This is a genomic window from Streptomyces sp. NPDC101191 (assembly GCF_044767915.1).
Taxonomy (GTDB): Bacteria; Actinomycetota; Actinomycetes; order Streptomycetales; family Streptomycetaceae; genus Streptomyces.
Genome location: NZ_JBIWOU010000005.1, coordinates 482,555 through 494,997 on the forward strand (window position 1 = coordinate 482,555; position 12,443 = coordinate 494,997).

13 protein-coding genes are annotated in these 12,443 nt (G+C 75.8%); 8 read left to right on the top strand and 5 right to left on the bottom strand.

Going from position 1 to position 12,443, the window contains the following annotated elements; genetic code table 11:
• The first annotated feature begins 24 nt into the window (after positions 1–24).
• The 3 genes from ACIRQF_RS22035 to ACIRQF_RS22045 are packed head-to-tail and all read left to right on the top strand — an operon-like array spanning position 25 to position 2,134.
• Positions 25–504 carry a DUF2771 domain-containing protein gene (locus tag ACIRQF_RS22035; protein WP_376632946.1) on the top strand — a complete coding sequence of 160 codons (480 nt, stop codon included), beginning with the start codon at positions 25–27 and terminating at the stop codon, positions 502–504.
• Positions 505–527: 23 nt separating this feature from the next.
• Entirely contained in the window at positions 528–1,289 is a 762-nt protein-coding gene (locus ACIRQF_RS22040; protein WP_376632944.1) for a futalosine hydrolase, read from the top strand.
• Positions 1,286–2,134 (top strand): 1,4-dihydroxy-6-naphthoate synthase, encoded by an 849-nt coding sequence (locus ACIRQF_RS22045; protein ID WP_376632942.1) that lies wholly within the window; start codon positions 1,286–1,288, stop codon positions 2,132–2,134. Before ACIRQF_RS22040 ends, ACIRQF_RS22045 begins: the two co-directional genes overlap by 4 nt.
• A 27-nt stretch (positions 2,135–2,161) precedes the next feature.
• On the opposite strand, the gene ACIRQF_RS22050 is transcribed toward ACIRQF_RS22045, so the two are convergent.
• The gene (locus ACIRQF_RS22050) at positions 2,162–2,545 is read right to left on the bottom strand and encodes a cold-shock protein (protein WP_046507938.1); all 384 of its coding nucleotides are present in this window, start codon (positions 2,543–2,545) and stop codon (positions 2,162–2,164) included.
• A gap of 210 nt (positions 2,546–2,755) precedes the next feature.
• On the opposite strand from ACIRQF_RS22050, the gene ACIRQF_RS22055 reads away from it, so the two are divergent.
• Entirely contained in the window at positions 2,756–3,034 is a 279-nt protein-coding gene (locus ACIRQF_RS22055) for a hypothetical protein (protein ID WP_376632940.1), read from the top strand.
• Here the strand turns inward: ACIRQF_RS22055 and ACIRQF_RS22060 are convergent.
• Positions 3,022–3,651: an HAD family hydrolase gene (locus ACIRQF_RS22060; RefSeq protein WP_382479245.1), complete on the bottom strand. Its 630-nt coding sequence runs from the start codon at positions 3,649–3,651 to the stop codon at positions 3,022–3,024. The genes ACIRQF_RS22055 and ACIRQF_RS22060 overlap by 13 nt on opposite strands.
• A gap of 103 nt (positions 3,652–3,754) precedes the next feature.
• Between ACIRQF_RS22060 and ACIRQF_RS22065 the strand changes: the two genes are divergently transcribed.
• From ACIRQF_RS22065 to ACIRQF_RS22075, 3 genes are read left to right on the top strand one after another with little or no spacing between them, the layout of a single operon-like run.
• Complete coding sequence (locus ACIRQF_RS22065) at positions 3,755–4,768, top strand: FecCD family ABC transporter permease (protein ID WP_404094261.1); 1,014 nt, start codon at positions 3,755–3,757, stop codon at positions 4,766–4,768.
• The gene (locus tag ACIRQF_RS22070; protein ID WP_404094264.1) at positions 4,765–5,814 is read left to right on the top strand and encodes a FecCD family ABC transporter permease; all 1,050 of its coding nucleotides are present in this window, start codon (positions 4,765–4,767) and stop codon (positions 5,812–5,814) included. The genes ACIRQF_RS22065 and ACIRQF_RS22070 overlap by 4 nt, the downstream gene beginning before the upstream one ends.
• Complete coding sequence (locus ACIRQF_RS22075; protein WP_389751205.1) at positions 5,811–6,641, top strand: ABC transporter ATP-binding protein; 831 nt, start codon at positions 5,811–5,813, stop codon at positions 6,639–6,641. The genes ACIRQF_RS22070 and ACIRQF_RS22075 overlap by 4 nt, the downstream gene beginning before the upstream one ends.
• Here the strand turns inward: ACIRQF_RS22075 and ACIRQF_RS22080 are convergent.
• Both ACIRQF_RS22080 and ACIRQF_RS22085 read right to left on the bottom strand, forming a co-directional pair.
• Positions 6,619–7,107, bottom strand: coding sequence for a hypothetical protein (locus ACIRQF_RS22080; RefSeq protein WP_404094267.1), 489 nt, complete (start codon positions 7,105–7,107; stop codon positions 6,619–6,621). The genes ACIRQF_RS22075 and ACIRQF_RS22080 overlap by 23 nt on opposite strands.
• A gap of 60 nt (positions 7,108–7,167) precedes the next feature.
• Complete coding sequence (locus ACIRQF_RS22085; protein ID WP_404094270.1) at positions 7,168–8,037, bottom strand: hypothetical protein; 870 nt, start codon at positions 8,035–8,037, stop codon at positions 7,168–7,170.
• Between the two features lie 41 nt (positions 8,038–8,078).
• Between ACIRQF_RS22085 and ACIRQF_RS22090 the strand changes: the two genes are divergently transcribed.
• Positions 8,079–10,751 carry a helicase-associated domain-containing protein gene (locus ACIRQF_RS22090; RefSeq protein WP_404094272.1) on the top strand — a complete coding sequence of 891 codons (2,673 nt, stop codon included), beginning with the start codon at positions 8,079–8,081 and terminating at the stop codon, positions 10,749–10,751.
• A 15-nt stretch (positions 10,752–10,766) separates the two neighbouring features.
• Here the strand turns inward: ACIRQF_RS22090 and ACIRQF_RS22095 are convergent, their stop codons facing one another.
• Positions 10,767–12,434 carry an HAD-IA family hydrolase gene (locus tag ACIRQF_RS22095; RefSeq protein WP_404094275.1) on the bottom strand — a complete coding sequence of 556 codons (1,668 nt, stop codon included), beginning with the start codon at positions 12,432–12,434 and terminating at the stop codon, positions 10,767–10,769.
• Positions 12,435–12,443 lie beyond the last annotated feature (9 nt).

Here is a 12,443-nt window from a genome sequence, read left to right on the forward strand (position 1 = left end):
CGACGGCCCGATAGCCTTCGGCTCATGACCGTTGCGTTCCTCACCCGTAAGCGCCGCCGGGCCGCCGTGGCCCTCGGGGCCGTCTCCGCGGGGCTCCTCGTCCTCTCCGCCTGCGACAAGCCGACCCCGATCGCGACCGTGACGGTCGGGTCCAAGTCGGTGAGCGCCGAGGCGGCCTGCTACAACGACGGCGACCCCATCAAGGAGTCGCAGATCCCGGCCTGCCTCAACAAGAAGGCCGAGAAGAGCATCACCGTCGACACCGACGACAAGGTCCGCTTCGGCGTCGACCCGGAGGTCGCCGACAACGGCTGGACGATCTTCCTGGGCGGCCAGGCGGCCGAGCCGGAGCCGTACAAGAAGACGTACCGCTCCATCCCGGCCAGCGCCTTCTTCTCCAGCCAGACCGGCGAGACGACGAACCAGACGCAGGTGACGATCGTCGAGAACACCGGCAAGACGGTGACCGGCATCTGGCACTTCGAGCTCAAGAAGAAGTCCTGACCCCGGTCCCTCGCATCCTGGTCGTGACGGCCGTGGCGGCGGAGGCGGACTCCGTCGCCGCCGGCCTCGGCCCGGGCGGTGACCCCGAGGTCCCGCTGCCCGGCGGTTTCACGCTGCGCCGGCTCGCGGGCCGGTCCGCCGTCGTCGACGTCCTCGCCGCCGGCGTGGGTCCGGCGGCCGCCGCCACGGCCACCGCGACGGCCCTGGCCGCCGCGACCCTGGGGGCCTCCGCGCCCCCGGGCACGCCCGTACGGCCGTACGACCTCGTCGTCTCCGCCGGCATCGCCGGCGGCTTCGCGCCGCACGCGCCCCTCGGGCACGTCGTCGTCTCCGACGCCCTCGTCGGGGCCGATCTGGGGGCCGAGACGGGAGACGGCTACCTCGCCGTCGAGGAACTCGGCTTCGGCCGGTCCGTGCACCCCGTCGCCAGGACGCTGACCGAACGGGTCGCAGGCGCGCTCGCCCACGGCGGGCAGCCGCACGTCGTCGGACCGGTCCTCACCGTGTCCACCGTGACCGGCAGCGCGGACCGCGCCGCCGAGCTGGCGGAGCGTCATCCGGGGGCCGCCGCCGAGGCCATGGAAGGATTCGGCGTCGCCGAGGCCGCCGCCGCGTACGGCGTGCCCGTCGTCGAGATCCGCGCGGTGTCCAACGCCGTCGGCCCTCGCGACCGTGCCGCCTGGCGGATCGGCCCGGCCCTGGACGCCCTGCGGAACGCCTTCCGGCTGCTCGGCAGCACCGTCTTCCCGACCGTCCCCGTGGACCCGGAGGAGTCTTCGTCGTGACCAAGCTGAAGATCGCCTACTCGCCCTGCCCGAACGACACCTTCGTCTTCGACGCCTGGGCCCACGGCCGCGTCCCGGGCGCCCCGCGCCTCGACGTGACCTTCGCCGACATCGACCTCACCAACGGGTGGGCGGAGGGCGGCGACGCCCCGTACGACGTCCTGAAGGTCTCGTACGCCGTGCTGCCGTGGATCCTCGACGAGTACGCCCTGCTGCCCTGCGGCGGCGCCCTGGGCCGCGGCTGCGGTCCCCTGGTGCTGACCCGCGAGCCCGGTACGGATCTGACCGGGAAGACGGTCGCCGTGCCGAGCGAGCGTTCGACCGCCTATCTGCTGTTCCGGCTGTGGGCGGCCGACACCGTCCCCGACGGGGTGGGCGACGTCGTCGTCATGCCGTTCCACGAGATCATGCCCGCGGTGCGCGACGGCAAGGTCGACGCCGGGCTCGTCATCCACGAAGCCCGCTTCACGTACCGGAACTACGGCCTGCACGCGCTCGCCGACATGGGCGAGCACTGGGAGCACACCACCGGGCTGCCGATCCCGCTCGGCGCGATCGTGGCGAAGCGCTCGCTCGGCGAGGACATGCTGCGTCTGCTCGCCGACGCGGCGCGCGGCTCGGTCAGGATGGCCTGGGACGACCCGACCGTCTCGCGTCCGTACGTACTCGAGCACGCGCAGGAGATGGACCCGAAGGTGGCCGACCAGCACATCGGTCTGTACGTCAACGAGTTCACCGCCGACCTGGGCGAGACCGGCTACGCGGCGGTGCGGGGACTGCTCACGCGCGCCGCGGCCGAGGGACTCGTACCGCCCCTCGGCCCGGACGCGCTGCGGTTCCCCTGACGGGGAGGGTCCACCCGGTGGACGGGCTCAGACGTCGAGCTGGTCCGCGACCGCACGCAACAGGCCCGCGATCTTCGCGCCGTGGACCTTGTCGGGGTAGCGGCCGCGCTCCAGCATCGGCGTGATGTTCTCGAGGAGCGTGGTGAGGTCCTGGACGATGGACGCCAGTTCGTCGGGCTTACGGCGCTGCGCCGCGGCGACGGACGGGGTCGGGTCGAGGACCGTCACGGAGAGCGCCTGGTCGCCGCGCTGACCTGCGACCACGCCGAACTCCACGCGCTGGCCCGGCTTCAGGGCGTCGACTCCGGCGGGGAGTACCGACGAGTGCACGAAGACGTCGCCGCCGTCGTCGCGGGAGAGAAAGCCGAAGCCCTTCTCGCTGTTGAACCATTTGACCTTGCCGGTAGGCACGTCCGTCCTCGTCCTCGTACTCGATGGGTGTGCCGGGATCCCGGCTCTGCGTCTGTGAAAGAGATACGGCGGGTCGCTGACCTGACCCTCCCCCGCGCTCGCGCTGCGCTCGAGCAGGGTGGTACCCCAGGGCACCAAGGCTAATGGGATCAGGCCCGGTGACAAGACGCCGCCGGTCCGTTCCCCCGGCCTGGGAACTACCCTGGCCGAATGCGTAGTGAAACCCCCTCGGCCCCCTCGGACGACAGCGCTCCGGGTGACGGCCTCGTCCGCGCCGGTGCGATCGTCTTCATCGTCGGCGCGGTCGCGACGCTGGTCACGGTGGCTCCGCTGTTCCTCGGGACCGATCCCTTCCCGACGGTCGCCTACCTCGTGTCGATGCTGATGGGCGTCGGCTTCCTCGTCGCCGGCGCGGGCGTGCTCCGCTCGATCGCCGTCCAGCGGCGCCGGGCCCGCGCCGTGCAGGCCGCGACCGCTCAGCCCCGGTAGCCCTCCCACCAGGCACGGAAGTCCGTCAGGTCGGCGAGGACCACGTCGGCGCCGGCCTCGCGCAGCTCCTCGGCGGGGCAGGGACCGGTCGCCACGGCGACCGACAGCGCGCCGGCGGTACGGGCACCGCGTACGTCACCGACGTGGTCGCCGACGTACACCCGCGCGCCGTGCGCGCGCAGCGCCTCCGCCTTGCCCTCCGCCCACAGGTCGCCGACGACGGCGTCCGCCTCGATGCCGAGGTGGACGAGGTGCAGCTTGGCGTGCGGCTCGTTCTTGGCGGTGACGACGACGGTGCGTCCGCCGGCCTCGCGAACGGCTTGAATCGCATCCCGTGCGCCGGGCATGGGGACCGTCGGCTCGATGGCGTGCCGCCCGTAGAACTCGCGGTAGCGCGTCACCATCTCCGGCACCCGCTCCGCGGGGAACCAGTGGGCGAGCTCGTGGCGCAGCGGCGGGCCGAGCCGCGAGACGACCAGGTCGGCGTCGATCGGGACGCCGACGTCGGCCGAGAAGGCCTCGAAGGCGGCCTTGATCCCGGGCCGGGTGTCAAGGAGGGTCAGGTCGAGGTCGAAGCCGACCGTGGGCGCGCCGCTGGTGGATTCCATGCGGGCCATTGTGCCCGTCTGTTCGAAAACCGTTGCTGTCTACACTGAGCGGGGCCTCCACTTAGCGAAGCCTTACCGAACCTCGCCCCGACGCGACCTCCGATGGGTGTCCATGTCCGCCATACGTTCCCGGCGCGCCCCGCGGCGCGTCGTCGCGACCACGGCGGCCGTCGTCGCCCTGCTCCTCGCGATCCTGCTCAGCCTCGCGGTGGGCGCCCGGGCCGTCCCGCCCGCCACCGTGTTCGACGCCCTGGTGCACGGCGCCACGAGCCCCGACGCCGAGGTGGTCCGGCAGCTGCGGGTGCCGCGCACGCTGATCGGGCTCATGGTCGGCGCCTCGCTGGCCCTCGCCGGGACCGCCCTGCAGGGCATCACCCGCAACCCGATCGCCGACCCCGGCATCCTCGGCATCAGCCAGGGCGCCTCGGTCGGCGTCGTGCTCGCCATCGCCTTCGCCGGGGTGCACACGCTCACCGGCTACGTCTGGTTCGCCTTCGCGGGCGCCGCGCTCGCCTCGGTGGCGGTGTACGCCATCGCCGCCCGCGGCCGGGGCGGGGCCACGCCCGTGAAGCTCGCGCTCGGCGGCGCCGCGATCAACGCGCTGCTGCTGTCCGTGACGACCGGCGTCCTGACCACCAGGGCCTCGGCGCTCGACGAGTTCCGGTTCTGGCAGATCGGCTCGCTCGACGGCCGCGACGTCCACATCGTCGCCCAGATCTGGCCCTTCCTGCTGCTCGGCGCCGTCCTGGTCCTCGCGGTGGCCCGCGGCCTGGACGCCCTCGCCCTCGGCGAGGACGTCGCCAGGGGACTCGGACAGCGGGTCGCGACCGTACGGATCGTCGGCGGCGTCGGCGCGACCGTGCTGACCGGCGCCGGGGTCGCCGCCGCCGGCCCGATCGCCTTCGTCGGCCTCGCCGTCCCGCACATCGCCCGCGCGGTCGTCGGCGGCGACCACCGCTGGGTGCTGCCGATGGCGGCGCTCATCGGGCCGGTGATGCTCCTGGTGTCGGACGTCCTCGGCCGGATCCTCTTCCCGCCGGGCGAGGTCCCCGCAGGCGTGATGACGGCGCTCATCGGCGTGCCGTTCCTGGTGACCCTGGTACGCCGGAAGGCGGTGCCGGCATGACCGCCACCCGGCTCCGCCCCCACGGATACGGCCTCGTCCGGGCCGGCCGCGCCTCCTTCCTGGTGCACCGCCGCTCCGCGCTCGCCGTCGCGCTCCTCGTGCTGCTGCTGGCCGCCGTCTCGGTCGCGTACCTGTGCGTCGGCGAGCGCTTCGTCCCGCCGTCCGAGGTCCTGGACGTCCTGCTCGGCCCGGGCAGGTCCTTCGTCGTCGAGGACCTGCGGCTGCCGCGGCTGGGGACCGGGCTCATGGTCGGCGCCGCGTTCGGGATCGCGGGCGCCCTCGTCCAGACCGTCGCCCGCAACCCGCTGGCCAGCCCCGACGTCATCGGCATCAGCCAGGGCGCCGGCGCGGTGACCGTCGCGGCGATGACCTTCGGGCTCGTCCCGTACGACGTCGTCCCCTACGTGTCGATCGCCGGCGGCGTCCTCGCCGCCGCGCTCGTGTACGTCTTCGCCTGGCGCGGCGGACTGCACGCCACGCGCTTCGTGCTCATCGGCATCGGCTTCGCGATCGCGCTGCGCTCGCTGACCCACCTGTTCATGACCAAGGGCGACTACCTGGTCGCGCAGCAGGCCCAGATCTGGATGACCGGCTCCCTGAACGGACGCGGCTGGGACGAGTCGGCGCCGCTGCGGTGGACGCTCCTCGCCATGCTGCCCGCGGTGCTGTGGGCGGCCCGGGCCCAGCGGACGGTGTCGCTGGACGACGACACGGCGACGGCGCTGGGCGTACGGCTCGGCCGGGTGCGCCTGGGGCTGGTGGCGGTCGGTGTGATCCTGGCCTCGGTGGCCACGGGCGTCGCCGGGCCGGTCGACTTCGTCGCCCTCCTCGCCCCGCAGATCGCCCGCCGGACCACCCGTACGGCGCAGATCCCGCTGCTCTGCTCGGCGCTCCTGGGCGCCCTCGTCGTGGTCGTCGCCGATCTCCTGGGCCGGCGACTCCTCGCCCCCACCGAACTGCCGGTGGGCGTACTGACGGCGGCGGTCGGCGCCCCGTACCTGATCTGGCTGATCGTGCGCAGCCGTGGAGTGGGAGGTAGGTCGTGAGCAGGCTGACGGCGCGGGAGCTGACGCTCGCGTACGAGGAGCGGACCGTCGTCCACGAGCTGGACCTGGCGATACCCGACGGGAAGGTGACGGTGATCGTCGGCCCCAACGCGTGCGGCAAGTCGACGACGCTGCGCGCGCTCGGCCGGCTGCTCAAGCCCAAGGGCGGGGCCGTCCTCCTCGACGGCGAGGAGCTCGCCAGGATCCCCACCAAGCGGATCGCGCAGTCCATCGGCCTGCTGCCGCAGACCCCGGTGGCCCCGGAGGCCATCACGGTCGCCGACCTGGTGGCGCGTGGGCGGCAGCCGCACCAGGCCTGGTGGAAGCAGTGGTCGGAGGAGGACGAGCGCGCGGTCGTCGACGCCATGGAGCGCACCGACGTGAGCGCGCTGTCCCACCGCCCGGTGGACGAGCTCTCCGGCGGCCAGCGCCAGCGCGTCTGGATCGCGATGGCCCTCGCCCAGGAGACCGACCTGCTGCTCCTCGACGAGCCCACGACCTACCTGGACATCGCCCACCAGGTCGAGGTCCTGGACCTGGTCCGCCGCCTCAACCGCGTTCGCGGCCGCACGGTCGTCGTCGTCCTCCACGACCTCAACCAGGCGGCCCGCTACGCCGACCACCTGATCGCCATGAAGGCCGGCCGGGTGGTCGCGGAGGGCGCACCGGGCGAGGTCGTCACGGCGGAGCTGGTCCGGGAGGTCTTCGGCCTGGAGTCGGTGGTCGTGCCGGACCCGGTGACGGGCTCACCGCTGGTGGTGCCGGGGGCGCCGTGGGCGGCGGAGGCGGCCCGCAGCGCCGACGTCACGGACCCGCTGCTGCCCTGAACGCCCGCCGCGGGCCCGCTCGGGCGACCTTGAGCAGCAGCTTGCCGGTGCTGGTTCTGGTGCGGGAGCCCGGCTTGCCGGTGCCGGTTCTGGTGCGGGAGCCCGGCTTGCCGGTGCTGGTTCTGGTGCGGGAGCCCGGCTTGCCGGTGCTGGTTCTGGTGCGGAAGCCCAGCTTGCCGGTGCCGGTGCGGAGCCCCGCTGCCGGTGCCGGTGCGGAGCCCCGCTTGCCGGTGCCGGTGCGCAAGCCCAGCTTGCCGGTGCCGGTGCGCAAGCCCGGCTTGCCGGTTCTGGTGCGGGAGCCCATGAGGCGGTGGGCCCCGGCGGCCCGCTCCAGCGGGAGCTCGGCGGTGACCGGCAGGGTGACCGTGCCGTCGGCGACCTTCGCGAAGGCCTGTTCGGCGAGGGCGCGCGGGGTGTCGGGCGCGGTCCGGGCGAGGTTCGGGACGGACCGGCCCAAGAGGGACACGCCCGGGCGCCCTCGCCGCTCGTCACCTCGTGGGCCGCGCGGAGCCGCGGCGACAGCCCGTCAGACCCGGCGCCGCGAGCGCCACAGCAGGAACAGGGCCGAGGCGACGGCCGCCGTACGGAGGGTCCAGGGCCAGGTGGCGGAGACTGCCGCACCCATCGCCTCGCCGCCGGGGGCGACCGGGTCGCCCCAGCGGCCCTGGACGCGGCCCCAGAGCCAGACGGCGCCGGCCGTGGCCGTGAGGCCGGGGATCAGGAGGGCGGCGGCGCGGCGCTCGCGGGAGGCGTAGGCGAGGACCCAGCCCGCGGCGAGTGGGACGAGGGAGCCGAGGGCGGCGCCGACCAGGAGGAGCCCGGCCGAGATCAGCAGGAGCGGGCTGCCCGGGCGCAGGCCGCGGAGGCGCGCCCGGCAGGCCGGCGGCTGCCCGGTCGCGTCCGCGGGATCCTCGGACCCGCCCGCGCCCTCGCCCCGGCCCTCGCGCCCGTTGTCCGAGTCCGCGTCGTCCGCGTCGTCCGCGTCGTCCTCCGGCCGCGGCGGCCGCAGGAGTTCGGGGATCTCGACGCCGCCGACGAAGCCGGGGACCGCCCCGGTGTCCGTGGCGCCGTCCTGCCACCAGCCCGCCGTCCGCGCCCCGGGGACCTCGGAGCCGGCGGAAGGGGTCCTCGGGCCGGCCGGGGCCTCGTGCGGGTACGGCTCCGACGAGGTCCGCGGGGCGACCCGGCCGACGACCTCGTCCGGCGTGCCCAGGGCACCGAGGATGCCCGGCACCCGCTCGCCCTTCACCGCGCGGCGGCGTTCGATCTCGTCGCGCAGTCCGGTGACGAGCTCGCGGCGCTCGGCGGCGGGCACCTGCCGCTGCTGGGCCAGGTCGCCGATCCGGCTCAGATAGTCGAAGACCAACCGGTCGTTGTCGTTCCCCTCGTTCCCCACGGCACGACGTTAGCGCCTGCCCAGGGGCTAACGTGGTCCGGATGGGGATCGGTGAGCTCGACCGGGAGGCGCACGTGCCCGAGGCAACAGGCAACGGCGCGGCGCCGCGCACGCTCGCGGAGGCGCTGCGCTCCGGCGGCGACGAGGCGCTCGGCGCGCTGCTGCGCGCCCGCCCCGACCTGCTGTCGCCGGTCCCGAACGACCTGACGCAGCTGGCCACCCGGGCCGGCACCCGCGCGTCCGTGGTGCGGGCCCTGGAACGGCTCGACCGCTTCGTCCTCCAGACGGCCGAAGCGCTCGCCGTGGCCCCGGACCCCGCCCCGTACCCCGTCCTCCTCGACCTGCTCACCGGCGCCAACGGGGACGCCGAGATCGAGGCGGCGCTGCCGCGCGCGGTCGCCGTGCTGCGCGAGCAGGCCCTCGTCTGGGGCGACGACGAGCGGCTGCGGCTCGTCCGGACCGCCCGTGAGCTGCTCGCCCCCTCCCCCCAGCACCCCTCCCCCACCGGTCTCGGCCCGACCGTCGCGGAGGCCACGGCGGGCATGTCGCCCGGTCGGCTCCAGGAGATCATCGCGGCCGCCGGGCTGCCCGCGACGCACGACCCGGTGTCGGCGGTGGCGTCCCTGGCGGAGCTGTTCACCGACCGTACGAGGATGGCGGCGCTGCTCGACACGGCGCCGCCCGAGGCGCTCAAGGTGCTCGACCGGCTCGTGTGGGGACCGCCGTACGGCGAGGTGACGGCCGATCCCGCGCCGCCGGTGCGCTGGCTGCGCGACCGCGGTCTGCTGCTGCCCACTTCCCCGCGCACCCTGGTGCTGCCCCGCGAGGCCGCCCTCCACCTGCGCGGCGGCCGGGCGCACCGGGCTCCGGAGCCGACGGCTCCGGAGGTCACGCCGGCCCGCGACTACCGTCCACAGGTGGTGGACAACGCCGCGGCCGGCCAGGCGTACACCGCGCTCGCGACCGTCGAGGAGCTGCTCAAGTCCTGGGACCAGGGCGGCCCGCCGGTGCTGCGCGCGGGCGGTCTGTCCGTACGGGACCTCCGGCGCACCGCGGCCGCCCTCGACGTGCCCGAGCAGACGGCCGCGTTCTGGCTGGAGCTGGCCTACGGGGCCGGGCTGCTGGCCTCCGACGGCGAGGCGGACGAGCGATACGCGCCGACGCCCGCCTACGACGACTGGCTCGACCTCCCGCCCGCCGAACGCTGGGTCCGGCTGGCCGCCGTCTGGCTGTCCGCGACCCGCACCCCGGGCCTGGTCGGCGGCCAGGACGCGAAGGGCCGCGCGCTGTCCGTGCTCGGACCCGGCCTCGACCGCGCCGTCGCCCCGGAGGTCCGCAGCCGCGTCCTCGCCCTGCAGGCCACGCTGCCGCCGGGCTCCGCCGCCGACCGGGAGTCGATCATCGCCCGGCTGCGGTGGGACCGTCCCCTGCGGGGCGCGGGCGGCGCCACGCCGCCCGGTCCCGCCGCCGCGCCCGCCGGAGGAGGGCGGGGCACCGGCACGGGCCCCGGACCGGCGCCCGCCGGTGGCCCGGGCGCGTCCGACGAGGGCGGCGCACCCGGGGGCGGCGGCCGTCCACCCGCGCCCGGCGGCGCACCCGCCGACCTCCGCGAGCAGATCGCCCGCTGGACCCTCGACGAGGCCGAGCTCCTCGGCATCACCGGCCGCGGCGCGCTCGCCTCGCCCGCGCGGGCGCTGCTGAACCTGCCGCTCGCCGAGGCCGCCCCCGACGACGCCCTCCAGGGACACGACTGCGAGCCGGCCGTCGCCGGCTCCCGCGCGGCGACGCTGCTCGCGCCGTCGCTGCCCGAGGCCGTCGACCACGTGCTGCTGCAGGCCGACCTGACGGCCGTCGCCCCGGGGCCGCTGCGCCGCCCGCTCGCCGACATGCTGTCCGTGCTCGCGGACGTGGAGTCGAAGGGCGGCGCGACCGTCTACCGCTTCACACCCGCGTCCGTACGCCGCGCCCTGGACGCCGGGCGCACCGCCTCCGACCTGCACGAGTTCCTGGCCGCGCACGCGCGCACGCCGGTGCCGCAGCCGCTCGCGTACCTCATCGACGACGTGGCACGGAAGCACGGACACCTGCGGGTCGGCGCCGCGTCCTCGTACGTGCGCTGCGACGACGAGGCCCTGCTCGGCGAGATCGTCGCCGACCGGCGCTCGGCCGCTCTGGGGCTGCGCCGCCTCGCGCCGACCGTCCTGGCCGCGCAGACGGACCCGGCGTCGCTGCTCGACGGGCTGCGGGCGATGGGGTACGCGCCGGCCGCGGAGTCCGCCGAGGGCGACGTCCTGATCACCCGCGCCGACGCGTACCGCACCCCGCCCCGCACCGCCCCCGCGCCCGTCCCCGACGGCCCGCCCGCACCCGACGCGACGCTGCTCGGGGCGGCGGTCAAGGCGATCCGGGCCGGCGACCGGGCGGCGACGGTGGTGCGCAAGGAGCCGGCCGCCTCCCCCGTCGCGGCCGGTTCCCTGCCCCGTACCTCCGCCGCCGAGACCCTCGCCACCGTGCAGGCCGCCGCGCTCACCGGCTCGGCCGTCTGGATCGGCTACGTGAACGCGGAGGGCGCCGCCAGCCAGCGCGTCATCGCCCCGGTCCGGGTCGAGGGCGGCTTCGTCACGGGCTACGACCACACGGCCGACGAGGTCCGCACCTATCCGCTGCACCGGATCACGGGCGTCGCGGAACTCGCGGACGAGGAGTCCGCCTGAGCCGGGGGCCACGCCCTACAGGGCGAAGGTCGTCACCACCGCCGCGTGGTCCGAGGGCCAGGCGTTCGCCGCGACGTCCGGCCACGGCGCGGGCGTGCCGGTGACCAGCGTGCGGGAGGCGAGGACGCGCAGGCCGCGGGCGTTGTGCAGGACGTAGTCGATGCGGTCCTGCGGCTCGGGACGCCCGGCCCACCCGCCCTCCTCCGGGTGGACCGGGTGGATCGGCGACCAGGTGTGGCCCGGCTCCCGTGCGGGGTCGGGGTGGGCCTCCCGGTAGGAGTCGCGGAGGCCGGCCTCCTCGGCGGCCTTCGTCACCGGCCAGGCGACGTCGGGCCGGTCGAGGTGCGAGGGGGCGTTGAAGTCGCCGACCAGGACCACCGGCCGCTCCTCCCCCGCGTCCTCGGCCATCCGCCGGAGCGTGTCGCGCATCTGCGCCAGGCGCACGCCCTCGTGGGCGATCAGCTCCTCGGCAGGCAACCCGTCGAAGGCGGCCTCGTACGGCCCGTAGGGCGTGGGGTGGAGGTGCGCCGTCCACACGTCCACCTCGCGCTCCCCGTCGACGAGGACACGGACGCCCGCCGCGCCGTAGAAGCCGACGTGGGGGTCGCCGAGACGGGCGAGGACCGGGTGCCGGCTGAGGATCCCGAGGTTCTCGCCGGCCTGGTGGTGGTGCCAGCCGAGCGCCTCCGCCAGCTCCCGGGTCGCGGTGCCGCCGGTCTCCTGGAGGCCGACGACGTCCGCGCCCGCGGCGCGGATCGCGGCGAGCTGCCGGGCCCGGTGGTCCTCGACCAGGGCGCCGCCGAGCCACAGGTTCCAGCTCATGACGGTGAGGTGCCGGCCGGCCATGGCCCGCAGCCGTTCCGGGGTGACCTCGGTCAGTCCGGGCAGGACCGTCCGGCCGGGCGCCGGGCCGATCGGGGTGACCGACGGGACCGCGAGCACCGCGCAGCCCGCCGCCTCGGCGGAGGCGACGCCGGTGGGGGTGTCCTCGACGGCCACGCAGCGCGCGGGCTCGACGCCGAGGGCGCGGCAGGCGGCGAGGTACGGGTCGGGCTCGGGCTTGGTGCGCGCGGTGTCGTCCGCGGTGACCGAGACGGCGAACGCCGGTGCGCCCAGCGCTCCGAGGGCGTCGAGCACGATGTCGGCGACGGACCGGGGCGAGGCCGTGACGAGGGCGGTCGGCACCCCGTCCCGGGCGAGCGCGGAGAGCAGGGCGAGCGCGCCGGGGCGCGGCACCACACCGGCCCGGACCCGGTCGGCGAACTCCCGGTGCAGCGCGGCCGCGAGCGCGCCGGCGGGGGCGGCGGACGCGGAGGTGCCGGTCGCGGGGGCGCCAGTCGCGGACGCGGAGGTGCCGGACGCGGGGGCCTCGGTCGCGGACGCGCCCTCGGTGGACGCGGAGGCGCCGTACGCGAAGGCGTGGCCCCCGGAGGCGCCGTACGCGGAGGCATCGGACACCGACCCAGCGCCTGCGGGCGTGCCCCCGGTGCCGGTGCCGGTGCCGCCCGCCGCCAGCCAGGCCGCCGTGTGCTCGACCGGGCGGCCGAGGACGTCCGGGCGGTCGGCGTCGGTCAGCGGGCGGCCCGCGACCTGCTCCACCGCCTCCCACCACAGGCCCTCGGTGTCGACGAGCGTGCCGTCCATGTCGAACAGGACGGCGTGCAGGGGGAGTTCGCTGGTCACGCGGTTCGC

Bases quoted from the DNA above. Each gene is read 5' to 3' on its own strand.
- ACIRQF_RS22090 (WP_404094272.1), top strand. From the start codon at position 8,079: ATGGGGATCGGTGAGCTCGACCGGGAGGCGCACGTGCCCGAGGCAACA.
- ACIRQF_RS22065 (WP_404094261.1), top strand. From the start codon at position 3,755: ATGTCCGCCATACGTTCCCGGCGCGCCCCGCGGCGCGTCGTCGCGACC.
- ACIRQF_RS22060 (WP_382479245.1), bottom strand. From the start codon at position 3,651: ATGGCCCGCATGGAATCCACCAGCGGCGCGCCCACGGTCGGCTTCGAC.
- ACIRQF_RS22070 (WP_404094264.1), top strand. From the start codon at position 4,765: ATGACCGCCACCCGGCTCCGCCCCCACGGATACGGCCTCGTCCGGGCC.
- ACIRQF_RS22035 (WP_376632946.1), top strand. From the start codon at position 25: ATGACCGTTGCGTTCCTCACCCGTAAGCGCCGCCGGGCCGCCGTGGCC.
- ACIRQF_RS22055 (WP_376632940.1), top strand. From the start codon at position 2,756: ATGCGTAGTGAAACCCCCTCGGCCCCCTCGGACGACAGCGCTCCGGGT.